29 protein-coding genes and 3 pseudogenes are annotated in these 23,584 nt (G+C 58.7%); 11 read left to right on the plus strand and 21 right to left on the minus strand.

The features are described 5' to 3' along the window. The first annotated feature begins 461 nt into the window (after positions 1-461). Positions 462-593 (plus strand): hypothetical protein, encoded by a 132-nt coding sequence (locus tag RTCK_RS20995; protein WP_268963124.1) that lies wholly within the window; start codon positions 462-464, stop codon positions 591-593. A gap of 388 nt (positions 594-981) precedes the next feature. On the opposite strand, the gene RTCK_RS20815 is transcribed toward RTCK_RS20995, so the two are convergent. From RTCK_RS20815 to RTCK_RS08435, 5 genes and pseudogenes are all read right to left on the minus strand, one after another. Continuing rightward, entirely contained in the window at positions 982-1,503 is a 522-nt protein-coding gene (locus tag RTCK_RS20815) for a hypothetical protein (RefSeq protein ID WP_235988621.1), read from the minus strand. A 316-nt stretch (positions 1,504-1,819) separates the two neighbouring features. Then, positions 1,820-2,284, minus strand: a pseudogene (locus tag RTCK_RS21180) (hypothetical protein); the annotation flags it as partial. 637 nt (positions 2,285-2,921) lie between these two features. Further along, positions 2,922-3,914 carry a L,D-transpeptidase family protein gene (locus tag RTCK_RS08425; protein ID WP_142592490.1) on the minus strand — a complete coding sequence of 331 codons (993 nt, stop codon included), beginning with the start codon at positions 3,912-3,914 and terminating at the stop codon, positions 2,922-2,924. Between the two features lie 366 nt (positions 3,915-4,280). After that, positions 4,281-5,195 (minus strand): nucleotidyl transferase AbiEii/AbiGii toxin family protein, encoded by a 915-nt coding sequence (locus RTCK_RS08430; RefSeq protein ID WP_142592491.1) that lies wholly within the window; start codon positions 5,193-5,195, stop codon positions 4,281-4,283. Further along, positions 5,195-6,043, minus strand: a complete 849-nt coding sequence (locus tag RTCK_RS08435; protein WP_142592492.1) for a type IV toxin-antitoxin system AbiEi family antitoxin domain-containing protein — start codon at positions 6,041-6,043, stop codon at positions 5,195-5,197. The genes RTCK_RS08430 and RTCK_RS08435 overlap by 1 nt, the downstream gene beginning before the upstream one ends. Positions 6,044-6,588: 545 nt before the next feature. Between RTCK_RS08435 and RTCK_RS08440 the strand changes: the two genes are divergently transcribed. Both RTCK_RS08440 and RTCK_RS08445 read left to right on the plus strand, forming a co-directional pair. After that, positions 6,589-6,777: a hypothetical protein gene (locus tag RTCK_RS08440; RefSeq protein ID WP_142592493.1), complete on the plus strand. Its 189-nt coding sequence runs from the start codon at positions 6,589-6,591 to the stop codon at positions 6,775-6,777. A 67-nt stretch (positions 6,778-6,844) separates the two neighbouring features. Next, a complete protein-coding gene (locus tag RTCK_RS08445) occupies positions 6,845-7,336 on the plus strand; it encodes an SH3 domain-containing protein (RefSeq protein WP_142592494.1) in 492 nt (163 codons plus the stop codon). A 194-nt stretch (positions 7,337-7,530) separates the two neighbouring features. Here the strand turns inward: RTCK_RS08445 and RTCK_RS08450 are convergent, their stop codons facing one another. Continuing rightward, positions 7,531-7,770 (minus strand): hypothetical protein, encoded by a 240-nt coding sequence (locus RTCK_RS08450; RefSeq protein WP_142592495.1) that lies wholly within the window; start codon positions 7,768-7,770, stop codon positions 7,531-7,533. 421 nt (positions 7,771-8,191) lie between these two features. Then, a pseudogene (locus tag RTCK_RS21105) lies at positions 8,192-8,493 on the minus strand (hypothetical protein). A gap of 706 nt (positions 8,494-9,199) precedes the next feature. Here RTCK_RS21105 and RTCK_RS08455 point away from each other — a divergent pair. Further along, positions 9,200-10,009: a Rossmann-fold NAD(P)-binding domain-containing protein gene (locus RTCK_RS08455; protein WP_142592496.1), complete on the plus strand. Its 810-nt coding sequence runs from the start codon at positions 9,200-9,202 to the stop codon at positions 10,007-10,009. A 331-nt stretch (positions 10,010-10,340) separates the two neighbouring features. Here RTCK_RS08455 and RTCK_RS08460 read toward each other — a convergent pair whose 3' ends face one another. Next, positions 10,341-11,045 carry an autoinducer binding domain-containing protein gene (locus RTCK_RS08460; RefSeq protein WP_142592497.1) on the minus strand — a complete coding sequence of 235 codons (705 nt, stop codon included), beginning with the start codon at positions 11,043-11,045 and terminating at the stop codon, positions 10,341-10,343. A gap of 162 nt (positions 11,046-11,207) precedes the next feature. Here RTCK_RS08460 and RTCK_RS08465 point away from each other — a divergent pair, with 162 nt between their 5' ends. The 4 genes from RTCK_RS08465 (at position 11,208) to RTCK_RS08480 (ending at position 13,698) form a co-directional block, all read left to right on the plus strand. Beyond that, positions 11,208-11,834 carry an acyl-homoserine-lactone synthase gene (locus RTCK_RS08465; RefSeq protein ID WP_185927959.1) on the plus strand — a complete coding sequence of 209 codons (627 nt, stop codon included), beginning with the start codon at positions 11,208-11,210 and terminating at the stop codon, positions 11,832-11,834. A 314-nt stretch (positions 11,835-12,148) separates the two neighbouring features. Then, entirely contained in the window at positions 12,149-12,475 is a 327-nt protein-coding gene (locus RTCK_RS08470) for a hypothetical protein (protein WP_142523370.1), read from the plus strand. Positions 12,476-12,711: 236 nt separating this feature from the next. After that, positions 12,712-13,077 carry a PAS domain-containing protein gene (locus RTCK_RS08475; protein WP_185927960.1) on the plus strand — a complete coding sequence of 122 codons (366 nt, stop codon included), beginning with the start codon at positions 12,712-12,714 and terminating at the stop codon, positions 13,075-13,077. Between the two features lie 264 nt (positions 13,078-13,341). Then, positions 13,342-13,698: a DUF6176 family protein gene (locus RTCK_RS08480; RefSeq protein WP_235988622.1), complete on the plus strand. Its 357-nt coding sequence runs from the start codon at positions 13,342-13,344 to the stop codon at positions 13,696-13,698. Positions 13,699-13,757: 59 nt separating this feature from the next. On the opposite strand, the gene RTCK_RS08485 is transcribed toward RTCK_RS08480, so the two are convergent. Then, positions 13,758-14,276 (minus strand): AAA family ATPase, encoded by a 519-nt coding sequence (locus tag RTCK_RS08485; protein ID WP_142592501.1) that lies wholly within the window; start codon positions 14,274-14,276, stop codon positions 13,758-13,760. Between the two features lie 95 nt (positions 14,277-14,371). Then, positions 14,372-14,893, minus strand: coding sequence for a DUF6428 family protein (locus tag RTCK_RS08490; protein ID WP_118850794.1), 522 nt, complete (start codon positions 14,891-14,893; stop codon positions 14,372-14,374). A gap of 43 nt (positions 14,894-14,936) precedes the next feature. Between RTCK_RS08490 and RTCK_RS08495 the strand changes: the two genes are divergently transcribed. Together RTCK_RS08495 and arsK are read left to right on the plus strand one after the other, a co-directional pair. Then, complete coding sequence (locus RTCK_RS08495) at positions 14,937-15,302, plus strand: ArsR/SmtB family transcription factor (RefSeq protein ID WP_118850795.1); 366 nt, start codon at positions 14,937-14,939, stop codon at positions 15,300-15,302. Beyond that, positions 15,295-16,518: an arsenite efflux MFS transporter ArsK gene (gene arsK / locus RTCK_RS08500; protein ID WP_142592502.1), complete on the plus strand. Its 1,224-nt coding sequence runs from the start codon at positions 15,295-15,297 to the stop codon at positions 16,516-16,518. Before RTCK_RS08495 ends, arsK begins: the two co-directional genes overlap by 8 nt. Here arsK and arsH read toward each other — a convergent pair. The 8 genes and pseudogenes from arsH to RTCK_RS08540 form a co-directional block, all read right to left on the minus strand. Continuing rightward, a complete protein-coding gene (gene arsH, locus RTCK_RS08505; protein WP_118850797.1) occupies positions 16,504-17,250 on the minus strand; it encodes an arsenical resistance protein ArsH in 747 nt (248 codons plus the stop codon). The genes arsK and arsH overlap by 15 nt on opposite strands. Continuing rightward, the gene (gene arsC / locus RTCK_RS08510) at positions 17,207-17,632 is read right to left on the minus strand and encodes an arsenate reductase (glutaredoxin) (RefSeq protein ID WP_185927962.1); all 426 of its coding nucleotides are present in this window, start codon (positions 17,630-17,632) and stop codon (positions 17,207-17,209) included. Before arsC ends, arsH begins: the two co-directional genes overlap by 44 nt. Before the next feature lie 2 nt (positions 17,633-17,634). After that, positions 17,635-18,693 (minus strand): ACR3 family arsenite efflux transporter, encoded by a 1,059-nt coding sequence (arsB, locus tag RTCK_RS08515; RefSeq protein WP_118850799.1) that lies wholly within the window; start codon positions 18,691-18,693, stop codon positions 17,635-17,637. Beyond that, entirely contained in the window at positions 18,693-19,217 is a 525-nt protein-coding gene (locus RTCK_RS08520) for an arsenate reductase ArsC (RefSeq protein ID WP_118850800.1), read from the minus strand. The genes arsB and RTCK_RS08520 overlap by 1 nt, the downstream gene beginning before the upstream one ends. A gap of 14 nt (positions 19,218-19,231) precedes the next feature. Further along, entirely contained in the window at positions 19,232-19,669 is a 438-nt protein-coding gene (gene arsN2, locus RTCK_RS08525) for an arsenic resistance N-acetyltransferase ArsN2 (protein WP_142592504.1), read from the minus strand. After that, positions 19,666-20,019, minus strand: coding sequence for an ArsR/SmtB family transcription factor (locus tag RTCK_RS08530; RefSeq protein ID WP_142592505.1), 354 nt, complete (start codon positions 20,017-20,019; stop codon positions 19,666-19,668). The genes arsN2 and RTCK_RS08530 overlap by 4 nt, the downstream gene beginning before the upstream one ends. A 145-nt stretch (positions 20,020-20,164) precedes the next feature. Beyond that, positions 20,165-20,786: pseudogene (locus RTCK_RS08535) on the minus strand (tyrosine-type recombinase/integrase). A gap of 196 nt (positions 20,787-20,982) precedes the next feature. Next, positions 20,983-21,771, minus strand: a complete 789-nt coding sequence (locus tag RTCK_RS08540; RefSeq protein ID WP_142587143.1) for a glutaredoxin family protein — start codon at positions 21,769-21,771, stop codon at positions 20,983-20,985. 54 nt (positions 21,772-21,825) lie between these two features. On the opposite strand from RTCK_RS08540, the gene RTCK_RS08545 reads away from it, so the two are divergent. Further along, complete coding sequence (locus RTCK_RS08545; RefSeq protein ID WP_077549036.1) at positions 21,826-22,230, plus strand: MerR family transcriptional regulator; 405 nt, start codon at positions 21,826-21,828, stop codon at positions 22,228-22,230. Between the two features lie 64 nt (positions 22,231-22,294). On the opposite strand, the gene RTCK_RS08550 is transcribed toward RTCK_RS08545, so the two are convergent. The 3 genes from RTCK_RS08550 to RTCK_RS08560 are packed head-to-tail and all read right to left on the minus strand — an operon-like array spanning position 22,295 to position 23,579. Further along, positions 22,295-22,744 carry a DUF411 domain-containing protein gene (locus tag RTCK_RS08550; protein ID WP_077549035.1) on the minus strand — a complete coding sequence of 150 codons (450 nt, stop codon included), beginning with the start codon at positions 22,742-22,744 and terminating at the stop codon, positions 22,295-22,297. Positions 22,745-22,797: 53 nt separating this feature from the next. Then, positions 22,798-23,082 (minus strand): copper-binding protein, encoded by a 285-nt coding sequence (locus RTCK_RS08555; protein ID WP_062654119.1) that lies wholly within the window; start codon positions 23,080-23,082, stop codon positions 22,798-22,800. A 20-nt stretch (positions 23,083-23,102) separates the two neighbouring features. Continuing rightward, on the minus strand, positions 23,103-23,579 hold the full coding sequence (locus RTCK_RS08560; RefSeq protein ID WP_062654121.1) for a cupredoxin domain-containing protein: 477 nt from the start codon (positions 23,577-23,579) through the stop codon (positions 23,103-23,105). Positions 23,580-23,584 lie beyond the last annotated feature (5 nt).

Below are 23,584 nucleotides of genomic sequence, written 5' to 3' on the forward strand. Positions count from 1 at the left end.
GTGTTGGCGGTAGGGGCAAGAAGGTGCAGTAAGACATAGTGTACGCTACCGCCCCAACCTCTTTCTGAACCGAAGTTAGAGGTATACGTCGCTTTGCCCTTCCCTCAGGGCGCCCAAGGGCGCGCGCTGCACTGGAAGTCTCCTAGGCGCGCGCCGCCCGCCGCTTCTTCCGCGCACTTCGGTTCCTCCATGACATGCGGATAAACTCCGCCGTGATCGGCAGATTCATGATGTTTTCTCCGGAGGTCCTGATCTTGGTCGACGTACCTCTGGCAGATGCCGAGATTGGCAATGTGGTAGGGTTCTCATGAGCGCACCGCTAGGCACTACGGAGCACGCGCCTGCCCCGAATGGCCAGCGTGCTGTAACAGTCTGCAACACGTGTTTATTTGATTGGCCGCACTGCTGGCCGTAGATGCAGATCCCTGCCGCTGTGGCCGTGCCCTTAGACAGGTGAAGAGATGCAAGACCAAGTAGCGCACCAAGACCAGGACGAGACCGCCAACCCCGACGATCAGGTTGAACTCTACGACCCTTGGCAGCAAGCCTTCCACGAAGACCTGAAGCGCCGCCAAGACGAGTTCGACTTCTGAAGACCAAGCAGCGGCTTCTTTCCCTGTTGGCTCACCGGCATGCTGTGCCTTCTCTGCAACGTTGATGGCGAGAAGCCCCGACGTCCCCGGGAAGCCCGTTCGCTACCGCGGCAGGCTTTCTTCGTTCCTCCTGATATCCTGATCTTGGTCGAGCGACCTTCGGCAGATGTCGAGGCGGCAGACTTGATGCAGGTGCGACAGTGCCGCCTGCTCGCCGAAAAGCGCGACATTCCAAGATGCCTCTACCCTGCGGGATAACTCCTACTTGTAAACTGGAGTTGTGACGGGCGGCTCGTACGAGGACGGCTCGCTTGTGGCGCATCCGCAAAGGGTGACTAGAGCCATCAGCACAATGTATCTCATCTGTTTTCCAACTCCTTCAGTACTCTTAGCTTGCGAGGTGTCCATGGAATGCACTGTCGCCTTGATTTCCGGCAGCAGCCAGAGGGTCAGTCGTCGTCTTTGCCACCCTTGCCTTTACCGTCGCGCCCCTTGTCAGCACCGGATTCTTTGCCTCCAGGTCCCTTGTTACCGCCAGGACCTTTACCGTCAGGGCCCTTGTCACCACCGGGTCCTTTACCTTCAGGCCCCTTGCTACCGCCAGGACCTTTACCGTCAGAGCCCTTGTCACCACCGGGTCCTTTCCCTCCAGACCCCTTGCCGCCGCCAGGACCTTTACTGCCAGGCCCCTTGCTACCGCCAGGACCTTTACCGTCAGAGCCCTTGTCACCACCGGGTCCTTTCCCTCCAGACCCCTTACCCCCGCCAGGACCTTTACTGCCGGGCCCCTTGTCGCCGTCAGGTCCTTTAGCGCCAGGCCCCTTGCCCCCGCCAGGACCTTTACTGCCAGCCCCCTTGTCACCAGCGAGCCCCTTGTCACCACCAGGCCCCTTGCCTCCAAACACTGCATCAAAGCGACCACCATATCCGCCGCTGCCGCTGCTACTGTCGCTCGACGAGGAGGTGTCGCCGCTGTTGGAGGAGCTCACTCCGCCAGTGCTGGCTGATTGATCACTTCTGGATTCGCTGCCAGCCTCGACGCCGATGGGAGACACCTGACCAACGGCCGCTATCGAAGCGGCACTTGGGGCAACTGATTCAATCGAAGGCCTAGCATCTAGGCCGGCGACAGACATTGTCTGGTTCTGGTCCACAGTCACTTGTTGGCCCGGTCCAACATGAGTGCTCTGCCCTCCGGTGAAGGAGGAGACCTGAACGAGCCCTTCTTGAACAGAGAGTGACGCGTCTTCTTCGGTTACCGTCACCGTAAAGCTTGTCCCCTTCACCACCGCCGCCAAAAAAGGAGTATGGACGTAGGTGTGGGGCCTGCTGAGCTTCTCAATGTTGAGCGCCATTTGTCCCTTCTGCTGGACCACGTCGGTCTTACGCGAGAACAGACCTTGCGTCGTTATCACTGCACCGAGCGTATTGGGCTGAAGCGAAATGCTCTCTGTGCCCCTGGCAAGTGTGGCGCGTCCCCTTGGACCAGTCGAAATCCAGGCCTGATTGGGGAGGATTGCGCCCGTCTCCACCGGGTGCCATGTCGTCTTGTCGACAGTGTAACTGACCTGTTTGGTGGCTCTGGTCACTGTCCAATCTTGTGACCCGGCAAGCGCCGGACAGGCAATCAGCAGGAAAAGCGCGATGACGCGCAAAAGACGAACGGCGAAATATGGCATCGAGGCCCCCATGAGTGCCCCCTAATGTAGAGAACTTCCCTTTAAGAAAGCTTTCGCAAGGTCCCTCGCCTTTTACCAATCATCGTGATGCGACGGCACGCGTGCATTGGGCTAGTGCAGCCTGACCAGGCAGCGTGGCAGTCGCAAAGGGACTGCACACGACATTAACATATCTGAGGGCGCGACCCGCGGTAGGAGGGTAGTATCATATGTTCCCGTTGCGACGGCTAACCCAACCTTTTTGAGCAATATCGCATCATAGGTGGACCTCACTTGTGGAAGTGCGTCCGTGAGCTTCAGCAAGAAATCCGTCAGACCCGGTCCTTCGCAAGATCTTTGACTTGCTTGATCAGACCTTGGTCCAGTCGCTCCTCCTCGAGGGTTCATCTAGCATTCATGTCTGCCCGATCATGTTGGGAGGATGATACAGCACCTCCTAAATCCTCTACTCCTTGAGCCTTCGGACCTGGATGTCCTTGAACGCGCCCTTGATGCAGCTTGCGAGCGGCGAGGCATCGACAGAACCGACGTGGGCGCTGAGTATATTGCCGCGGAGCTTGTTCAGCTTTACGAGCTTGGCGTGAAGAATGAAGTGGAGCTCAGTGCACTCATCAGCTAACCGCTATCGCCGCAGAGCAGGTCCAAGCGATCAATCAATGAACTCGACTTTTACACCTGGGTCGACCATCGCGCCGAGCTCTTCGACATCCCAGTTCGTCAAGCGCACGCAACCATGCGAACCCACCTTGTCTATCAGAGAGGGTTCAGGCGTGCCGTGGATGCCATAGGTTGGCTCTGAAAGATCAATCCAGACAGTGCCTACGGGATTGTTGGGACCGCCGGCAATCTCCAGCACTTCCGTGTTGTCGCCTTGCTGGAAGTTGACATCTGGATCGTAGGTGTATGTCGGCATAGGCGCGACGCCGTTTACGTTATGCGTTCCGGATGGCGCCGGGTTATCCTCACTGCCTATTGTTGCTGGATAGACCGAAAGGAGCTTTCCGTCTTCGGCGAAGGCGCGTACCTGCCCCAGGTCCCGGAGCACCTCGATGCTGGAGACCTTCCCCCTCACCCCTTCTCCCGGCGCGGCAACCCATACCGCTTCGCCTACCGCGAAGGCCGAGGCAGGGTTGAGAGCTTCAAGCAGGTCGATATCCATGTGGAAACGCTCCGATAGCCGCTCAGCTACACTGGTGTAGCCAAGCTTCTCTAATTTCGCCATCTGGCCGACGTCTTCCGGAATGGCGTTGACGAGATCCTCAGCGTCTTGAGAGATGATCTCGTACTGCTCCAGGACAGGCTTCTCACCTCCAAGGTGATGACCTCTAAGCCGTCCTAAAACTTCCGAATCGAGTTCCCCATCCTCTTCCAGCCCCTGCAGGGCCTCGAAGCCTCGAATGGCCTTGCTGACATTCTCACCGTAAAACCCGTCGATGACGCCAGGCGAGGAGCCGGCGCGGTCGAGGAGGATCTGGACATGCACAATGGACGGATCCGGTTCTTTCGCTGCGACAGCCGGGGGCTTCGATGCGATAGCGTCGATAGATGCGTGAATAATGGATTCCGGTCGTATCTCCGCTGCGTTGAGACCGTGTGCTGGAATCGCCATGGCGAAAGCTAGTGTTGCAAGCTTGTTCTTCATGAACAACAAATCAACATGGCAGCAACTTGTTCCAAGCCTGTTAACCATCACACGTGGTTCCATAGCGGCCGGCTCGCAAGAATGATGTCGGTAACTGTCACACTGGGTTCGGTGGGGACGTGGAGGTCACAAGTTCTGAGGCTCAGGCAGCTGGCGAACGGTCCCAATCTGCCTGGAGCGGCATTTCTTTCCTCGTCGTGCGGGCGGGACTGCTCCTCGATACTGTCGAGGCTATGATTGCCTTAAGGGCCGTCCTTCTGACATCGCCCTGCTAAAATCTGTCGCGTCCATTTGCTCAGGCAGCTTGCGCGCGATGCAGGAAGCAAACGGCTTCGCATTGCGCGTCCCCACCTGCTGCTCTCATGGCTATGTGGTCAGAACCTCTTCAAGCTGCCGCACCAGTGCCTGGCGCTTCTCAGCCATCAAACTATTGAGGTTCTGTTGCCGCCATCGCACGGCCGGCAGTTCGGCAGCTGCCTCCAGGTCGAGCGCTGGCCAGTCTGGTTCACCGCGCTCGAACGCCAACAGGAACTGGCGGTGCGCATCGGGCATTGCGCCGACGATGTCGGCGATCAATGCCTCACGCGCCGCAAGCAGGGTTTCAAGTTCAGCCGGTTGACGGGTCATGCCAACAAAGCCGCGCGCGAATTCGCCTGTGATGTCCTTGCGCCGAACGGCCAACACCTCAGCCATGGGACGATCATGGCTGATGAGATAGATGAGAAAGGCCCGACGAATTGTTTCGTCGATGCCTTCGTTGGCTAGTAGATCGCGGACGTCGAACAGATCGCGCGGATGCTGTCTGTCGAGCGCCGCAACGATCTTGCCAGCATAAAGATCGGGGAAGGAGACGATGCGCGTTTCGGCAAAGCCAAACTCGTCTTCCACGCTGGGTGAGACCGAACGTATGGCGGGCTCGAACACGAAACCCCGCAGGACCGGTGTCACCTCAATCTTGATCTGAGCGCCGTCGCCACGGACGACGAGCTTGGTGATCACATTCTCGCGTGAGCGTGACGGAGCGACACGGGAGCCGCGGACTGCCTTGGCAATGCGCTCGGCGATACGCGCCATTGCCGCATCGATCGTTGCAAGCGAGGTCGCACGGTCCTGCACTGGCAAGTAGGTAAGGTCGATATCGACCGAGAGACGCGGGAGGTCGCGCACGAACAGATTGATCGCCGTGCCGCCTTTCATGGCGAAACATTCTTCCGCGGCTACTGAAGGTAGTGTGCGGATCAGTAGTGTGACCTGATTTCGGTAAGTGTCCGCAAATGCCATCAATACGCCTCGGCCAGTTCTTTCGGGACAGTGATCTGGTAGGTCGGGTCGTACCTGCCATTCTTGACCAGCATGCGCTTGCCCGATCCCAGGTCGATTGCGGCCCGGTCGACATGCTTGATCCATGCATGGCGGTGCCGATCGGCGAAGAAGAAGAACAGGCGCTTCACCTTCACACTGCGGCAGCGGATAAGCAGCTTCTGGAGCCGCCTCGGCGCAAGATCGCTCAGACCTTCCATCAGCACGTCGACCTGATCGAAGCTTTCATGCTGCGGGAGTTCATCGAGAAGTTCGAGAACCGCTCGTTCGGGCATCGACACTGTCAACGGCCAATCCCATTGGCCCCAGGATAGAGCGCGCAGTCCGGCATCCTGAAAAGATCCCACATCTCGCGCATCAGGTGCGGAGTCCGAAGCGAGCGAAGGAAAGCTGACATCCTCCAGGTCGGCCGCGAACAGTGGCGAGCTGTTGTGATACACGAACCGTTCCTTCAGTGGCAGCGTCGTGAGCCAACTGGGCGGCCTCGCCGGACCGTGAAGGTGGATCTCGGAACGATCCTGTGAAAGGTAATGGGCATAGCCTTGTAGCTCGAGGGCTGTCCGGCCGCCAACGGTCAGACGATAGCCGAGAAGCGTCTGCAGCGAGACGACCACCTGCTGCCAGCCAAGCTGTCCGCGAGGACGCCGATACACTCGGCGAGCCGGCTGCTCGAGCCAGCCAGAGGCAGCATATTTTGTGCGCAGCGAGGTCGAGTAGCCATGAGCGGACAGCCACGCGGCATCGACGAGCAGTCCCTCAGGCAGGACCTGCTCCAGTTGCTTTAATTTTCCTACCTTTTGCTCACTCATGGTGAGTGTTTCGCATGTTTTCAAACCGGATCCCAGTTTAAAGATATCTTGGTTTACTGCTTCACGGTTAGCAAGCCGTCACAAACTCAAACTGCACTCTTATCGAGGCAGGCCGCTGTGAAACGGCGTTTACAGGGTCGAGACTGGCGATTGACACCGATTGTCCCTGAAACCCACGAATTTTTTCGAGCTTTCCCTTTGAGATCGAAAGCGTATCTTATGACCAGCCCAGTTGTCGGTTTTGCGCCCGAAAGCCGTACTTGTATGAAATATCGAGCTTAATGTGGGTTTGGACAATTGAGTGGGAATGAATCAAGCCCATCGGACGCCGCCGATAATGCGCCAGACTTCCCTGACATTCTGATTGAAAATAATTTCTGATCCGCAATCTATCGAGACCGATCGATGGGTAGCAAGTCCAGGCCTTGGGCAGGGCGACGGCTTCAGACGCCAGCCTGACCGGCTCAACTACAGACCTGATACTCGTGTGGCCGGAACTTCGCCGGCCTCTTGATTGTTGCTGGCGCAAAGCGGAGGAGTTGGCCATGACAGCCACAAGCAAACCGAGCGATGAGGCAACAAAACTGCTGCCAGGCGACGAAACAAAGCCGGGCTCGAAGCAATCTGCAGAGGGCATCTGCCCGGCTTGCGCCGGCACTGGCAAGCTCGGCCGCGAAACCTGCCCTGACTGCGGCGGAAGCGGAACCGTCACGGTGATCGTCGGTGACGCCTAGCGCCATTGACGTATTCAGACATGGTTCAGTCAGCACGACGTAGTGTCCGGGCTAAGGAGACGGCCCCATGCGCACAACCATCATCCTCGCCAACATAATTGCGGCTTTGGCCTTCGGTGCCTTCCCCGCCAAGGGCCAGGTTGTCGTGGGAGAAGAGCATTGCGTTGTAAACGTCAGGACAGACGATGCCCTGAACATGCGATCTGCGGCCAGCGCTCACAGCCGGATCATCTCTACGCTACGCTATGGCCGGTGCGGCGTCATGGTGATTGACCAATGCAAAGGCCAGTGGTGCCCGGTCGAGGACGGATATAACGGCGGATGGGTTCATCGGCGTTATATCTCGATGGTCTCGCCGGCAATGTATTGCGTAAATGGTCCGGCTGAAGAAGCTCTCCAGGTCAGGGCATACCCTGCTTCAAGCTCACGCGTCGTCACGGCACTCCCTGCCAACCAGTGCGACATACAGCTTCTGCCCTATTCGACGCAGGGATGGCAGAAAATCCGGGTCTCTGGCTACGAAGGCTGGGTACCTGCCCGGACCCTTTTCGGACAATAGCGGCCCAGCCCGGTACAGTCCCTTCACCGTCGTTGTCGTCGTTGCCGGTGGCGATGTGCTATGAGAGCGTTTAGCGCCTAGCTCGCGCTGTCATCGTTGTTTTCTCCGGTCTACAAGAAAAACCCCGCCATTGCTGACGGGGTTGAATAAGATCGCGGGTTTACTAACCAGCCTTCGTAATCAATTCGTCTGGTTTAGTCGGCGCAAGCTGCGTCTGGAGCAGAATTGCTGTCGGTCGACGCCGTCTGCTCGGAGCTGGCATCCGTGCAGTCATTGTCGTCAGAGTCGTCTTGCGTTTCTGTCGTAGATGAACCGGTGGTAGCGGAGTTTTCGGTCTCCCCACTCGTGCCACCAGCGTTGTCGCTGCTTTGCGCCATTGCGCCCGTTGCAAGAGCCAGGGTGAAAGCGGATACTGTGAGAAGCTTAGCAATCATGGGTTCCTCCTGAGGCCAGAAATCTGGCAGGTTGTCGTTTGCGCTCCTGTCAACCCGCCAGATGTGGACTTGTTCCACTGCATCCTTTTGTTGCAGCTCAGATTCATGTCGCCGAAATTTTGCCATGGGCGGGCACCAGGGGGAGGAACCTAATCGGTTTCGCCAATGGAGGTCAGCGCGAAGGCTGGAGCGAATATCTACGCCGCCTCCTTGCTGGCGTTCCCGTCCGCGGGTTCCCTTGCAATCCCATACTCTCGCCACATGAAGCGGCAATGGTGCTGCTATGGCCTTAGGTATCGCTCTAGGAGTTGGACTTGGTGCTGCAATCGGGGCTGCTGTCTTCGACAACGCAGCTATCGGTATTGCCATGGGCATAGCCGTTGGCGTGGCCGTGGGTGCAGCGGCCGAAAAACGTTGATATTCAGGCTTCCTCATCCTGGTCGGCACCCAAAAGTGCACCGAGAACCCGATTGCACTGCTGGCTTTCGCCCTCCAGTAGCGACAGCGGATCGACCAAACCCACGCCTATCCCGATCGCGTTCGCCGCCGCCCAGGCCCAATCATCCTGAGCTCGCAGAAGAAGCCTCGGAGCCTCCTCTGCGATGCAGGTCCGACCTGCCTGTACGATTTCAGCAGACGGACACCTTGAAGCCGCTCTGACACCTCCGCTTGAAGAGGCGTAACGACGAGGATCGCGAACAGGTAGCTGATGATCTCGGACATTCGTTCTCCCTTGATTGCGGGAGATATGGGTATGACCACATAGTGGCGCTAGAGACGTCGCCGTGAAACAAAAAAGGCCGGGGCGAAATCGCACCGACCTTCCTCATCATCGCTTTTCTACCAGTGCCAGTACATCCGTGGTCAAAAGTCTAAAGCGACAGCGGCGATTGCGAGCGGCGAATTCATTTCAGCGCTCATCAGCAATGCCGATGGACACCATATAGATAGGCATTGTGGTCTAAACAAGGTCAGGAGAACCTGTGATGTTTGGCGCATTTCTCTGGAGGGCCGGTAGCTCACAGAACTTGACAAAAGGGTCGCTGACACGTTCACGACCAAGGTAATCGTGATTACGGTAATCGCGATTACTGTAATCACGATCACTGTAGTTATCACGACCAAGGGCGGGCGAATGCAGTTTCTCGGGCGCAAGCGTGAACTCAAGCTCGTGCCGACTGAATGGGATCGCAACCACCTTTCCTTATCATCGTGTTTGGCCGACGGCGGATCGGCAAATAGCGGTTCCTTCGGGAGGCGTATTGCCAATCCTAACGCGCCGCCTGCGCATGTGGCACTTGCTCCATTACGGCGGTGAGCTCTCCGTTGATTCAGATACTTAAGCTAGCTTCGGTGGTCTTTGCCGCAAAAACGCAGCTTGCGAAGGTGGAGGCATCGGCTGAAGTTGGGCCAGCTGCGGAGGATAAAGATGACCATCCCTCACCTTGCTCAACACCGTCCTGCCATCCATTACTATTCGCGACTGGAAATGCAGCGGCTCGGCGTGCAGTTCGATGCCGCCGAGGTGCAGGCTGTGGCGGATCGGGCTTGGTCCGACATCCGCGATGACAGAACCTATGGCCTCAAGTCCGTTCTTTCCATGCGGGAAACAGAGCTTTGGTCAGACCCTGAGCTCATCCATCTGCGCAAGGCATTTTCCGATGAGCGCCTGGGCTGGAAGCTGTCGAGCCTGGCTGCCGCCAATCCTCATTGTGCCGGTGTGAAGGTGATCGGCGCCAACGCGCTCAACCGCCATTTTGGCAAGCCGAGGTCCACATCGACCTTCCTGCTGCTCGACAAGGTTGGTCTTTATCCGCTTTGCCTGATGGACTCAACGGAACTGTCGGCGGCACGGACCGCGACCTATCCTGTGCTGGTGTCGGATTTGTTTCTCGGCGATGAGACGGAACCCTACGATGTCTTTCTTTTCGGTGCCGGCCCGATCAGCGAAAAGATCATCATGGGCCTTGGGGTCAATCGCAGCAGGCGCATCCGAAGGGTCTATATCCGCAGCCGAACGGAAGAATCATCCAAGCGTCTGAGCCGGTCGCTCGAGCACAAGGTCCCCTTCCCGCTGATTGCGGTGGCTGGCAACCAAAAAGCTGTCGAGTGCCGGCTGGTGATCACCGCCTCCAATGCCAATGCACCGGTGTTTGAGGTCAACGATCTGGCCCCCATGTGGTGCTCCTGCATCTCGGCGGAGACGAGTGCCCGGCCGCCTTCGTCGGGCAGGCCTTGAGGCGCGGAACGGTCGTCTGCGATGACATCAAGATCGTTGCCTCGCGCGGATCCCAGAGCCTTCCTCTCTACTTCACCCGACGTGGCAGCTCTCTGGACGAGGTTGCATCATTGTTTGGGATTGCCAACCTCGCGACCATCCATGCCGGGTCATCGTCCGACTGCCCCTCCCCTGTCTTCGTCACCTGCGTCGGCCTTCCAATGCTTGACCTTTATCTGGCGCAGTATGTTTACGAAAAATATCTCAAGGAAATGCCGGCATCGGACCGGTGGAGCTAAACAGGGTCGGCTTTGGCTCCGCCGTCTGCCACGCACATGGTCGAGGAAGCGCGCTAGATCAGACGAAGGGCAGTGGCTATGGCTGTTGCCTGTGGCAGAGTGACCGCATTGAGTTTCTCCCTCGCGGCATCCAGTGACCAGCGGACCGTCGATGCCTTGACCTGCAAGATCTGAGCGATCTCGTGGTTCTTCTTTCCTTCTGCCTTCCAACGAAGGCAAAGCTTCTCCTGAGGTGTCAGGCAGGGCGATCTCGCGGGTTCTCCGCGGCTATCGTGCACGGTGATGAAGGCGTGGATCAGGCTTGCGGCGACGAACGCCTCGTTGGCGTCCGGCGTTTCGTACTTGCCGTCCGGCTGGCGGGCGGAGGCAAAGCTCAAAATAGCCCTTCTGCCAAATCCGTCGGGCAAGGGGATGGACAGTCCGGACCTGATCCCATGCTCGGCCGCCTGATCCACAAAGGCCCTTTTCTCGCGCGGAAGCGACTTGCGGTCTTTGCCCATTGACCATTGAAAAGGCAGTGCCGTGTGTTGCGCCCTCCACACCACCGGGTCCAGGCGTTCATAACCTTCCCGGAGATAGCGTCGCTGCCATTCCTGCGGATAGTCGGAAATTGCATAGGCTCCGCCTGGCTTGATGCTGAGATAGGCGAAGTGGTCGAAGCCACAATCGGCTGCGAACCGCCGCAAGGCGGCACTGATGTTGCCGATTTCGGCGGACACCATGATCCTGTCGATCAGGCTGTTGAAATCCCATTTCATCGTCGATCCCCTGGATGCCGCGCGTAAGCCGGCGGTCCAAGCTGCCTTCCCCTTGTGTCGAAAGCTATGAGACAAGCAGCCGCGGGTAAACCGATACCCCCTCACTTTTGCAGCTGCGCCCCTGCGACTTTTTTGCTTCCTTCAAGAACGGGGAGCAGGCTCATGAAAGTTCTGGAAATTGACGCAAGCGGCCCGGATGATGCCGGTTACCGGGAGCAGATGTACCGATTGCGAGCTAGAATATTCGGCGGCAGGCTTGGCTGGCGGGTCGATATACGCGATGGCCTTGAGCGGGATTATTTCGACCAGCTCGCGCCGTCCTACCTCGTGCTCCTGGCTGACGACGAACACGTCTGCGGCAGCGTTAGATTGCTGCCGGCAATGGGAGAAACCATGCTATCGCGCGCCTTTCCTCAGCTCGCCGACAAAGGCAGTTTTCAGGCGGACGGCACTATGGTCGAGAGTTCGAGATTCGGTATCGATACTTACCAACTGGCATTGAAGCCGGGATCGGCCGCAGGTGATGCGACGCGCCTGCTTCTGGCCGGGATAGTAGAATGGTGTCTCGCTCGAAACTACATGACGCTCGTCACCGTGACCGATCTGCGGATGGAGCGCCTGTTGAGGCGCTTCGGCTGGTTCGCTCATCGGCTGGGCCCGCCATGTGACATCGATGGCGCTCCGGCTATCGCGGCGACACTCGTGTTGAGCGAGCCTCTGTTTCACAAACTAAGGCCGGCGGCCTATCAGGCAGTGTTCAAAACTGCTTCTCAAAAGCCTGGAGATTGACGCAGGTTTTCGTCCTTCTCGCCGCGGTAGCTGGCGAAGGCCCCATCTCCTTTGCCAGTTGCGACCCTCCATCCCTTCAAGCTGCCTTGAGAAGCCGTTCAAATCCTCCACCTTCCTGACCGTGTGGCAGTTTGGGCTTGCACCGTTAAGCCAGACCAGAAAGCGGTGTGGCAATGCGTTCCTGATGACAGGATAGTTCAGCCCTCTCAATTTTATCAATCCACGAGCGGCGGTCGGCATGCGTCACTTGCCCTTGCTCGGGGAGAGTAACCCGCTCATCATGGCGTGATTCAATGAAGGGCGACGGAGCAGCAATGAGCAGCACAACAGACTTTGTTGCCGAGCTCGTACGGGCCGCCAATGAGGTCGAGAAGCTCCAAATGATCGAGAAGGCGCGCCTGCTAGACCGGGCGGTGACGACTATCCGCGACTTACGTGAGACAGTCGGCATACCGAACAGCGACACGGCCGCCGATCGGATACTTAATTTCCAGGAGACACAGCTGTTGCTGATTCATGGACAAGCCACCGACGCGCAGGTGAAGATGTCGCTGCTTGAAGGGGCTGGCATGATCCGGGACCTGCGCATTGTCCTGGATACGCGGATGGAGATCAGGATCAATCCAGACCAGCGCCGTTAGGCGGGCGCGGGAGGCACCAGAACCCCGCTTGCGTGCGTGAGATCCGAGCTACGGTCTGTGCTATTCGCGTGGTGAGAGAGCACCACGATTTCATCGGTAACGCGGATCTGTCGGAAGAAGCCTGTGTAGAAGTGAACCCTGAGCGTCAACGCCTTCTGGGCTGAATAGGGCCGCCATCACCATCTTGCGATCAAGAGCACAGTGCGTATCAATGGTGTTTTGGGAGGACGCATACATTGGATAGCGAAGATTGTGAGGACGAAGCAGGCATCTTCACATGGTGTCTCGATGAAGAACGGCTCTACGGCGACTCGGCAATTGCCGCTATTTTCGGCCTTGATCCGAGTCGAACCGTGAGCGGGCTGCCCGTGAGCGACTATGCGGACCGCATTCATGCAGAAGATCGAGGCCGCGTAGCCGCGCTGGTGTCGAAGGCTGTTCGGGATGGCAAACCGTATCGTGCGGACTATCGTGTCATTGATCCTGAAGGAGAGCCCATATGGGTTGTCGCTTTCGGTCGGTGCTTCCGGGATCGCACCGGAAACCCGAAGTACTACTCCGGTATTGTTCACCCAGCCGATGTGCTGCTTGAGGACGATTGATCGATCACGAGGCGGCCTTAGAAATCAGCGGTCGCCTGCGCCCGGTAAACATCTCAATCTTCATCCATCCAACATCAGCAGCCCTGAAACAGGGGCGACGCAAACGAGTTATCTGCTCGGGCGGAGAACCCGTGGAGGAATGCTAGCAAAGCTTAGCAGGTAGTCCTGCCATGACGGCAATCGGCCCAGAGCAGCCGTTGACAATCGAATGTTGTTGAACTCCTTTGCCAGACGAGTGTCCCGTTGTGTCAGCCGGACTAGACTATGAACTATCGAGCAACAAAAATTCGGTTGACGTGCGATGAGCCGGTAGTGCGAGCTTGGGCGAGCTTCATGGGGGAGCATCTTGACGAGGTTTCAGCCGCCCTTCGCAACGAGAACGTGCGACATGAAATGTGGTTCTTGGGCCGAGATACTTCCCTATACATCATAGGCGTCATGGACGTTGACGATCATGGCGCGTCCCAAAAAGTCGCAGCCGATTCAAGCCTGAAAGTGGACGAGGTGCATCGAAACTTCAAGAAGTTTTGGGACAGAGGAAGTGTCCTGCGGTTGTCTATCAATCCGGCTACCGCCCCTGATTTCGAGGAGTGTGAGTTGCTCTTCGAGGCACGTAGCTGACGTGCGGCCCTGAACTGACCTTCAGCGCATTATCAATGATGCCTGCGGCCTGATCGCAGTCATGGGAGGGCGGACAGACTCCGCTCGGCGACGTAGGAAATTGCTTGTTCTAGCGACAGTTCAGATGTGTCTAAGACATCGCATCCTACATCCAGCGCTTCCGACCGCAGGTAGGCTGCCCAGTTCATCATGTCGTCAGTAGCGAGTTCCGGCTGCTGTCGATCAACGATCAGCCTTCTAGCTCTCGTCGCATCATCGCAATCGATCAAAATCGGCGTGTAGCTGGACAGTCCGGCAGCCGAAGCGCCCTCGGAGAGGAAGGCAAGGCGCATCTGGCCTTCAAGGATGATGTTCCGCCCTGATCCTGAAAGGGAGACGAGCCGCTGCATCCACTCAAATGTCTTGGCGCGTTGCCAACCTTCAACCGACCCGTACTCTGTGATCATCGTATCGGCGCTTGGCACACCTATGCTGTCAAAAAACAGTACCTCGATGGCTTCTGGGAAACGCTCCGCTACTGCCTTGGCAATGGTGGTCTTCCCGGATCCCGATGCTCCAACCAGGATGACTACGTGCACTCTTTCTCCTCCAAGGGCTCAACTCCATCAGCTAGCGTCTGGAAGTCACCCCAGGCGCAACGTCTGCAGTCGGCCCAAAGCGGACAATAAGGTCACTATTCGCAACAGGCGTTGCTGACCGAATGGCCGCGACACTGAACCTCTTCTGCTGATCTCTCAGCCAGCCATCGGTCACGCGGCTTGCAACTGGCAGCTCTTGGCACCAGTGTCACCGCCAGAACGCCTTCACTCGTCGAAGGTTCGTCGGCGCAAAACAACTGCATCGGGCGCATGCCGTCGGAAACTTCAAACGTCAGTTTTGCCTCGGCCGGGAGGCGAACGTGCTGGGACACTTTCCTGACGATCGCGCTGAACTTACCCGCGGTCATGTGGGTCCGGTCCCTCTCGTCAACATCCCATAGCTGGACGAAGATTTCCGCCCACGCTTCTGGATTGGCTCCGCAATCCAACGCGGAAAAGTGACCCGCTTTCACCTCGGTGACATGGTAACCGGACTTGATCGCTCGCCCCTCGTAGCTGAACACGAGCGGAAGGTCATGGTTGGCGGCGGTCAGTTCGAGCAACCTCCCGAGAGTAATGTCGCCCGTGTGGGAAATGCTCTTGCCGCTCGTATCCATCTGCGTTACTCCTCCAATTCAATGTTTCAAGGATCGTTGAATCATGGATGATCGTCAAGCCCTCGCGTCCTTTGCGGCGCTCTCACAGGAGACCCGCCTCCAGGTCGTTCGCACCCTCGTTGTTGCTGGGCCCGATGGCCTTGCCGCAGGTTCGATCGCCGAGCGCGTGGGCGTTTCGCCGTCGAACCTCAGCTTCCATCTCAAGGAACTGGACCATGCGGGCCTGATCTCCCAGCGACGTGAGTCGCGATCCATCGTCTACAGCGCAAGCTATGAGGCACTAGCCAACCTCGTGAAGTTCCTGATGGAAGACTGCTGTTCGGGTCATCCCGGCATCCGGGCTTCACTCGAGCGTTCCGGAGATTGTTGCACCGGAACGACGGCTGACAAGGATGCGACCGTTGCGTGACATCAAAGTCCCTGCGAGCATCGTGTCGGCGCTCGGCCTGACGCAGATCATCGGATACGGCACTCTCTACTACTCGTTCTCTATCCTGTCCCCGGCGATCGCCGAAGACCTTGGCCTGAGCCTCGAATGGGTCTTCGGCGTCTTCTCGTTGTCGCTCTTCGTAGGCGGACTGTCCGCGCCGTTCATCGGCCGACAGATGGACAGGATCGGAGCCGCGACGGTGATGACGGCCGGATCGGCCATAGCGGCGGCCACGCTTGCGGTATGTGCATGGTCGCCTTCCGTCGCCGTCTTCGCTCTGGCGATCGTCATGCTGGAGATATCCTCCGGCATGGTGCAATATCAGGCGGCGTTCGCGGCGCTCGTCGAAAACGAGCCAAGGACAGCATCGAGGAGCATCACCTATCTGACCCTGATCGGCGGCTTCGCGTCGACGATCTTCTGGCCGATCTCGGCGGCGCTCAGCGGCTTTCTCACCTGGCGGGAAATCTACCTGGTGTTCGCCGCCCTGAACCTCTTCGTGTGCATGCCGTTGCACTTCTGGATCATGTACGTCGGCAAGGCCGCGTCTCGCCTGGAACCGAACAGGACGCCGAATGTCGTCGTCGGCGCTCTTCCACCCGAAGCTCGCCGGCGGGGCATGATCCTGGTCTCCTTCGCCTTTGCCGTCCTTGGCTTCACTCTGGCCGCCATCCTTGCCCACATGGTGCCGATGCTCGGAACGCTTGGCTTTGGCACAATGGCCGTCGTGGTCGGATCGATCTTTGGCCCCTCGCAGGTTGCCAGCCGTCTGATCAACATGATTTTCGGCACGAGGCTTTCGCCGCCCATGCTCGCGGTGATTTCCGCCTTGCTCATAGTCCTCGGCGTCATGACCCTGGGACTATCGGGCGACTGGCTTCCGGGCGCGGTCGTCTTCGCAATCTGCCTTGGCCTTGGTTCGGGCATCAACAGCATCGCGCAGGGTAGCCTGCCGCTGTACCTGTTCGGCTCGGACGGCTATGGCGCGGTAACGGGCAAGATGGCGGCGGCTCGCCTCGCCGTGGGGGCCGCTGCGCCGTTCGTATTTGCGACGGCGATGCAGAACCTCGGCATCGGGACCGCACTGGCCTTGAACGCGGCGCTTGGTCTCGTGGGGGTTATCGCCTTCGTGGTCGTCGCGACATCGACGCGACGCCCAAGGACAACGGCCTCCGGGGTGTCAGATCGACTTTAGTGAGACACGCTGCTCTAGCTTGGCCGCCTCTTCTTTCCGCTCGCTGTAGCGATCGGTCAGATAAGGCGACGCATCCCGGGTCAGGATCGTGAACTTTACCAGTTCCTCACAGACGTCGACGACCCGGTCGTAGAACGACGACGGCTTCATCCGGCCTTCGGCGTCGAACTCCTGGAAGGCCTTGGCTACGGATGATTGGTTCGGGATGGTGATCATCCTCATCCAACGCCCGAGGATACGAAGCTGACTGACCGCGTTGAACGACTGCGACCCTCCCGAGACCTGCATGACCGCCAGGGTCTTTCCCTGCGTCGGTCGCACCGATCCGACAGCCAATGGAATCCAGTCAATCTGGGACTTCATCACGCCGGTCATCGCACCATGGCGCTCGGGACTGACCCACACCTGGCCCTCGGACCATTCGGAGAGCTCACGGAGTTCCTGCACCTTGGGATGGCTAGCGGGAGCTTCGTCCGGGAGCGGAAGTCCCTTCGGATCGAAGACGCGAACCTCGCAACCGAAATGCTCAAGCAAGCGCTGGGCCTCGAATGCGAGCAGTCTGCTGTACGATACCTCACGAAGCGACCCGTAGAGGATCAGGATACGGGGCTTGTGCGTCGAGAACGCCGGACGCAACGCCCTGAGGTCGGGCATGCGGAAATGTTCGGGGGATGCGGCTGGGAGTGTTTCAGACAATGCGCTTTCCTTCGTCGTCGAGAACCCGTTCGCCATCCTCCTTGGTAAAGGGGCCATTGAATGCGTGGGCCGGGAGGATGTCGAGTACGGCCTCCGACGGGCGCGCGAGGCGCGTCCCCATCGGCGTGATTACGAACGGACGGTTGATAAGGATTGGGTCCTTGAGCATGGCATCAAGAAGCTGGTCGTCGGTGAGGTCCGGATTATCGAGACCCAGTTCGGCATAGGGCGTGCCCTTTTCACGGATGGCCTGACGAATTGTAAGACCAGCATTGGCAATCATCGTCGCGAGCTGCTCGCGGGTTGGCGGCGTCTCGAGATACTCGATGATCGTGGGCTCGCTCCCTGCATGCCGGATCAGGTCGAGCGTGTTCCGTGAAGTCCCGCAGGCGGGGTTGTGATAGATCGTGACGTCCATGGTCAGGTCCTTCCGGAGACGGTGTTTCGAGATACGGCCGGCGCGGCCTCGTACCAGCCCTTCGAACGGTTCACGATCCAGACGACCGAGAGCATGACCGGTACCTCGATGAGGACGCCGACGACCGTCGCCAGCGCCGCGCCGGAATGGAATCCAAAGAGGCTGATGGCTGCGGCGACGGCTAGCTCAAAGAAGTTGGACGCCCCGATCAGTGCCGAGGGTCCGGCCACGCAGTGTCGCTCGCCGGACATGCGGTTGAGGATGTAGGCCAGACCCGAGTTGAAGTAGACCTGGATCAGGATCGGGACCGCCAGCAGGGCGATGATCGTCGGCTGGGCGATGATCTGCTCACCCTGGAATCCGAACAGCAGGACAAGCGTGGCCAGCAGGGAAACAAGCGAGATCGGCTGCAGCCTTTCCAGCATCCTGTCTAACCCGGAGGTCGTGCCGTCGACAGTGAGCCTGCTTCTTAGAACCTGCGCGATGATAACGGGTATGACGATGTAAAGACCAACCGAGATGACCAGCGTATCCCACGGGACGGTGATTGCGGACAGCCCGAGAAGCAGGCCCACGATCGGCGCGAAGGCGACGATCATGATCGCGTCGTTGAGAGCTACCTGCGACAGCGTGAACAACGGTTCTCCGCGCGTCAGGTTGGACCAGACGAAAACCATGGCCGTGCATGGGGCGGCCGCAAGGATGATCAGGCCCGCGATGTAGGAGTCGATCTGGTCCGCTGGCAGGTAAGGCCTGAACAGGTATCCGATGAAGAGCCATCCGAGGATCGCCATCGAGAACGGCTTGACGGCCCAGTTGATGAACAGCGTTACGCCGATCCCGCGCCAGTACGTGCCGACCTTCGCAAGGGAGCGGAAGTCGATCTTCAAAAGCATCGGGATGATCATCAACCAGATGAGGACGGCTACGGGGATGTTCACCTTTGCGACCTCGACCGCACCAATTGTCTGGAATAGCCCCGGAATGAGATGTCCAAGGGCCACGCCGACGACGATGCAGAGGAAGACCCAGATGGTGAGATAGCGTTCAAATGCGGACATCAGGCGGTCTCCCCGGCGGCAGAAGAGCCTTCCATCGCGCCAATCTGGCGGAGACGGGTTTGAAGCGCCATGCGATCGATGGACTCGAGCGGAAGGCTCAGGAACGCGATGATACGGTTCTTCAGGAATCTTGCGGCCTGGGCAAAGGCGCGCTGTACTTCAACTTCCGAGCCTTCTACGGCGGCAGGGTCTTCGACACCCCAGTGAGCGGTCATCGGATGTCCGATCCAGACCGGGCAGGCCTCACCTGCCGCGCTATCGCAGACCGTGAAGATGAAGTCCATTTCGGGAGCGCCCTCCTTGGCGAAGACATCCCAGCTTTTCGAAGAGAAGCCCGTCGAGGGATAGCCGAGCGCATCCAGTTCCTTGAGGGCATGCGGATTGACCTCGCCTCTTGGCTGGCTGCCGGCAGAGAACGCGCGGAAGCGACCTTTGCCCTCCTCGTTCAGGATAGACTCGGCGAGAATAGAACGAGCGGAATTGCCCGTGCACAGGAAGAGCACGTTGTAGGTCTTGTCGGTCATGGTCGTTGTCCGTGTTAGGTCGGAGGTCTGATGAGTTTCATGATCGTCGCCGAGGCCGGGCAGATTCCCGAGAGCTGGCGGGTGGATAGAATGGCCGCGGGGACGTTGCTCCGGTTGACCGGGACGAAACCCATTCGCTCGAAAAGCGGGGCTGCGGTTGTCGTGGCGAGGAAAACAGCCGCGGTTTCTGGAGCCTGCTTGAGGGTCTCGCCAATCAGCGCCTTCGCAAGGCCTCTGCCACGGCATTCAGGCAGAACGACCACCGATCTTAGGAGGACACTATCGCCGCAATGCTCTATCCCTGCGTAGGCGAGCGCCTTCCCGTCTCCGCCGACACCCCTGAAAAACGAACGTCCTTCCTCTTCTAGGTCCTCAACCGGAAGGGCGGCTTCCGCGAGTGCTTTTCGGAGACCGGGGTCGCTGCCTTCGATCATCTCCAGCCGCATGGTCATGATTTCTCTACCTCGGACGCGCAACATGGCGTCAACTCAGCGATCAGAGGCGCGCATAACTCGGTGGAGCCTCCGCAACAGTCTTTCAGCAGGAACAACGTCAGCTCTCGAAGGCCATCCAGGTCAGCCCTATAGATGATTGAACGGCTCTGCCTCTCGCTCGTCACCAGTCCAGCTCGCGAGAGTGTGGCGAGATGCGCTGACATCGTGTTTTGCGGCACATCGAGCATCCGCGCCAACTCCCCTGCCGGGACGCCCTCCGGCTCATGCCTCACCAAGGCGCGAAACGTCTCAAGCCTCGTTGTTTGTGCCAATGCGCCGAGCGCCGTGATCGCAAGTGAACTTTCCATATATCCAGAATAACGGATAGGATAATGAAGTCAACCTTTCTGCCTTGTCACCCTTCGTGGACAGAAGTCCGAAAGTAGCGGTCGACCGACAGATGTCCGCTTGTGGCGCGAGAGGGACCATCGGCAGTCCGCCGATGGTCAGGAACTACAGCTCAATTTGCTCAGCGATCCGCAGAGCATCGTCCACCTCGACGCCCGGGTATCGGACGGTGTTTTCAAGCTTCGTGTGACCGAGCAGAATCTGCACGGCTCGGAGGTTGCCAGTCTTCTTGTAAATCTGTGCCGCCCTTAGTTCTCCTCAGGGAGTGGGTCCCATAGGCGCTGGCTTCAAGTCCGATAGACGTTATCCATCGCTGTACAATCCGTGCGTACTGCCTCGTCGACAGATGCTGCGACGTCTTACGGCGGCTTGGGAACAGATAGCTGCCGCCGCTCCGTTGGATGAATGGAAGCCAGGCCATAAGTGCAGCTTTGGTCTGGTCGGTCACTTCGAACTGTACGGGCCGATTTGTCTTCTTCTGGATGATGGTTGCTCGATCCCTGATCGAGCTACCGGACCACAGGTCTTCGACCCTCAGTCTTACGAGGTCGCAGGCGCGAAGCTTGCTGTCGATGGCGAGATTGAAAAGCGCCAGCTCTCTGATGGCTCCGCACATTTGCAGTCGAACGCGGATCGACCATACGTACTTTGGCTGAAGTGGGCGCTTCTGACCAACCAGGATACCCTTGTTCCAGGGGCGGCGGGGACGTGGTGGTGTAATATCCATTGAGGAGTTCTCCGCCACTCCTCCCGCCGCGTCGCCTCTATCAGGCAGCGGATTGTAGCGCATTTCGTCGCTACTCGGCCCAAAGCTGACATGGCCTATGCCGCTCAGTTTTGGGCACTACAGTACCCCTCGTAAGTCAGGGTGCCTGAGGCTTTGTCAGCATCAGGCACCTTGGCAGACGTCTCTTGCACTGTCGCTACATTGCATGACCAGGGGCGAGCCCCGTAGAAGCGAGTGCCATCCAGATCGCCATGGCGATCATCATCAGGTTCTCAGTCAGCGAGATGAAGCCGAGCGGTACGTTGCTCGATCCGCCAACGCAGGCGCATTTCAGCTCCCGTCTGTCGATGTAGACCGCCTTGAAGACCGAGACTGCTCCAATGGTGCCGATGAATAGCGCCACCGGGACAGAGAGCCAGTTCGCCACTCCGGCCACCATCAGAACGCCTGCCAGCCCCTCCGCGTAAGGATAGATGTAGCTGTAGGGAACCCAACGTTTAGCCAGGAGGTCGTAGTTCAGGAACATGGTCGCGAAGCTCTCGACGTTCTGGAGCTTCAGCATCGCCAGAACGACCATGGAAAAGGCGATGAACCACTCCGCTGCGCGCAGTGTGAACGGGTTGCCCAGGACGGCATAGCTTGCCGCGAGAGCCATCAGAGCCGTCAGCGTAAACAGAACGATGACCGGCCGATAGGTGGTCGCTTTGGGGTCGGCCACTGGCTTGCCGAGGAACCTGCGCAGGTCATCGTGGCCGCCCACACGGTGGCCGCTGACAAATACCTGCGGAGTGGTCGAGACACCATGCTTCGCCTTGAACGCATCGGTCTCTTCACGGGTGGTCAGGTGGTGGTCCTCGACCTTGTATCCTTCCCGGCGGAGCAGGTCCTTTGCCTTCAGGCCATAGGGGCATGTATGACCGGGCATGACCATTCGATAGAGGATGGCCTTCTTCTCCAGCAATGCGGGGTCTGTTCTCTCCAACATTTTCACGTCTCCTTCGTCTTGTGAAACCGTTGGTAAGACCATACGTTCCGTACCATGGTACGGAGTCAAGCCCCTATGGATATGACAATCGGAAAATTTGCTGCCACAGGAAAAGTCGGGGTGGAAACCATCAGGTTTTATCAGCGCAAGGGTCTTCTGCAGACGCCGAAGCGGCTGGACGGCGGCAGGCGATATGGAAGCGAGGACGTCCGGCGGCTCCTGTTCATCAAGCAGGCCCAGTCGGCGGGATTCACGCTGGAGGAGATCAGGGAACTGCTCGATCTCGATGCCGGAGATGACAGGGAACGCGCTCGCGAGGCCGCCAGGGCACGTCTCGCCGCACTGGATGAGCGGATCGCCGAGTTGAACAGGGCGCGCGAGGCTCTGGAACGGCTGATCGGCGAATGTGCCTCAGGCAAGAAGGGGCCTTGCCCGATCCTGGCATCGTTTGGACTGTAGGGCCTTGTGCCTGCGGTCTCTCGCAGTCGTCTTTGCGGCGATTCCCCTTGCAGCAGCGAATGCTCTAGCTCGGTCTCACCGCAAAATAGACGTAAGGTGCTGAACCGTCGCGAGGGACGGCCATCACGTCATAGCTAGCCCGTGGGTCATCCCCCATGCCAAGCGAGCCGGATGGCATGCCCGCGACGGCAAGCCCGGCAAGCGGCGGACGTTCGCGTAGAAGCTTCTCCGCAGCTTCCAGGGGGACATGGCCTTCAAGGTAGTAGCCGTCGACTTCCGCCGTATGGCAGCCCCACAGATCAGAGGGGACTTTGAGACCGTTCTTTACGGCATCCATGTCGGCTTCGTTGACGGTTCTGACGTCATATCCGGCCCTGCCGAAGGCCGAAGCCCAAGCGGCGCAACACCCGCAGTTCGGGTCCTTGTGAACCGTCACCTTCGGTGCTGCCGCTAGGACCATGCCCGGAGCGGCTACTGCCGATGCGACCAGGCTGATGAATGTTCTACGTTTCATCTGTTTCTCCTCTAGGGTCCGGCCGCCACGGGTTGCCGGGGCGGCCAAGGTCCTCACTTCAGCTGCGTGACAGTCAGCTTTCCATTCAAACGGTCGGCGACGAACTCTACCGTCGAACCCTGCTTCATTTTCTCCAGCATTGCCTCGTCCTGAACATGGAAGACCATGGTCATCGCTGGCATGTCGAGGCTCTTCAGCTCTTCGTGGATGAGGGTAACCTTCTTGGCCTTGGTGTCGACCTTCTTGACCGTGCCCTTGGTGAATTCCTGGGCGAAGGCTCCGGTGGCTGCACCCAAGGTCAAGGTGGCGGCAAGCGCGATGTTGAGGATTGCTTTCATGGTGGTGCTCCTTTCGTTGCTTACTTTTCGGCGACGGTGACGTTGCCGTGCATTCCGGCATCGTAGTGGCCGGGTACGAGACAGGCGACCTTGAAGACGCCGTCATTCGTGAACTTCCAGACGATCTCTCCAGATTCGCCCGGTGCCAGTCGGATCGCATTCGGGTCGTCGTGTTCCATCTCGGGGAACTTCTCCATGAGAGCCTTGTGCTCCATGACCTTGTCCTCCTGGTCGAGAACGAACTCGTGGTCCACCTCACCATCGTTCTTCACGGCAAAGCGGATCGTCTGGCCCTTGCGGACCTTGAAGCTGTCCGGTGTGAAGACCATGCGGCCGTCATCGGTTTCCTTCATGCTGACACGGATCGTCTGGGTGACCTTCGACTTCTGTCCGGGTTCACCCACCGCCATCTCGCCGTGACCTCCGGCGTGGTTTCCGGCGGCGATGGCCGGGGTTGCGAGCGAGGCCAGAAGCAGGCCCGTCAATGCAGTCTTCATAGGCA

It is taken from the genome of Pseudorhizobium endolithicum (assembly GCF_902153245.2).
Taxonomy (GTDB): domain Bacteria; phylum Pseudomonadota; class Alphaproteobacteria; order Rhizobiales; family Rhizobiaceae; genus Neorhizobium; species Neorhizobium endolithicum.

Bases quoted from the DNA above. Each gene is read 5' to 3' on its own strand.
- RTCK_RS08540 (WP_142587143.1), bottom strand. From the start codon at position 21,771: ATGTTGGAGAGAACAGACCCCGCATTGCTGGAGAAGAAGGCCATCCTC.
- RTCK_RS08520 (WP_118850800.1), bottom strand. From the start codon at position 19,217: ATGACCGACAAGACCTACAACGTGCTCTTCCTGTGCACGGGCAATTCC.
- RTCK_RS08460 (WP_142592497.1), bottom strand. From the start codon at position 11,045: ATGAAATGGGATTTCAACAGCCTGATCGACAGGATCATGGTGTCCGCC.
- RTCK_RS08445 (WP_142592494.1), top strand. From the start codon at position 6,845: ATGCGCACAACCATCATCCTCGCCAACATAATTGCGGCTTTGGCCTTC.
- RTCK_RS08435 (WP_142592492.1), bottom strand. From the start codon at position 6,043: ATGAGTGAGCAAAAGGTAGGAAAATTAAAGCAACTGGAGCAGGTCCTG.
- RTCK_RS08545 (WP_077549036.1), top strand. From the start codon at position 21,826: ATGGTACGGAGTCAAGCCCCTATGGATATGACAATCGGAAAATTTGCT.
- RTCK_RS08465 (WP_185927959.1), top strand. From the start codon at position 11,208: ATGAAAGTTCTGGAAATTGACGCAAGCGGCCCGGATGATGCCGGTTAC.
- RTCK_RS08425 (WP_142592490.1), bottom strand. From the start codon at position 3,914: ATGAAGAACAAGCTTGCAACACTAGCTTTCGCCATGGCGATTCCAGCA.
- RTCK_RS20995 (WP_268963124.1), top strand. From the start codon at position 462: ATGCAAGACCAAGTAGCGCACCAAGACCAGGACGAGACCGCCAACCCC.
- RTCK_RS08490 (WP_118850794.1), bottom strand. From the start codon at position 14,893: ATGGATACGAGCGGCAAGAGCATTTCCCACACGGGCGACATTACTCTC.
- RTCK_RS20815 (WP_235988621.1), bottom strand. From the start codon at position 1,503: ATGCAGTGTTTGGAGGCAAGGGGCCTGGTGGTGACAAGGGGCTCGCTG.
- RTCK_RS08530 (WP_142592505.1), bottom strand. From the start codon at position 20,019: ATGGAAAGTTCACTTGCGATCACGGCGCTCGGCGCATTGGCACAAACA.
- RTCK_RS08495 (WP_118850795.1), top strand. From the start codon at position 14,937: ATGGATGATCGTCAAGCCCTCGCGTCCTTTGCGGCGCTCTCACAGGAG.
- RTCK_RS08550 (WP_077549035.1), bottom strand. From the start codon at position 22,744: ATGAAACGTAGAACATTCATCAGCCTGGTCGCATCGGCAGTAGCCGCT.
- RTCK_RS08455 (WP_142592496.1), top strand. From the start codon at position 9,200: ATGACCATCCCTCACCTTGCTCAACACCGTCCTGCCATCCATTACTAT.
- RTCK_RS08480 (WP_235988622.1), top strand. From the start codon at position 13,342: ATGAACTATCGAGCAACAAAAATTCGGTTGACGTGCGATGAGCCGGTA.
- RTCK_RS08470 (WP_142523370.1), top strand. From the start codon at position 12,149: ATGAGCAGCACAACAGACTTTGTTGCCGAGCTCGTACGGGCCGCCAAT.
- RTCK_RS08450 (WP_142592495.1), bottom strand. From the start codon at position 7,770: ATGATTGCTAAGCTTCTCACAGTATCCGCTTTCACCCTGGCTCTTGCA.
- RTCK_RS08440 (WP_142592493.1), top strand. From the start codon at position 6,589: ATGACAGCCACAAGCAAACCGAGCGATGAGGCAACAAAACTGCTGCCA.
- arsC (WP_185927962.1), bottom strand. From the start codon at position 17,632: ATGGACGTCACGATCTATCACAACCCCGCCTGCGGGACTTCACGGAAC.
- RTCK_RS08430 (WP_142592491.1), bottom strand. From the start codon at position 5,195: ATGGCATTTGCGGACACTTACCGAAATCAGGTCACACTACTGATCCGC.
- arsN2 (WP_142592504.1), bottom strand. From the start codon at position 19,669: ATGACCATGCGGCTGGAGATGATCGAAGGCAGCGACCCCGGTCTCCGA.
- arsB (WP_118850799.1), bottom strand. From the start codon at position 18,693: ATGTCCGCATTTGAACGCTATCTCACCATCTGGGTCTTCCTCTGCATC.
- RTCK_RS08560 (WP_062654121.1), bottom strand. From the start codon at position 23,579: ATGAAGACTGCATTGACGGGCCTGCTTCTGGCCTCGCTCGCAACCCCG.
- RTCK_RS08555 (WP_062654119.1), bottom strand. From the start codon at position 23,082: ATGAAAGCAATCCTCAACATCGCGCTTGCCGCCACCTTGACCTTGGGT.
- arsH (WP_118850797.1), bottom strand. From the start codon at position 17,250: ATGGCGAACGGGTTCTCGACGACGAAGGAAAGCGCATTGTCTGAAACA.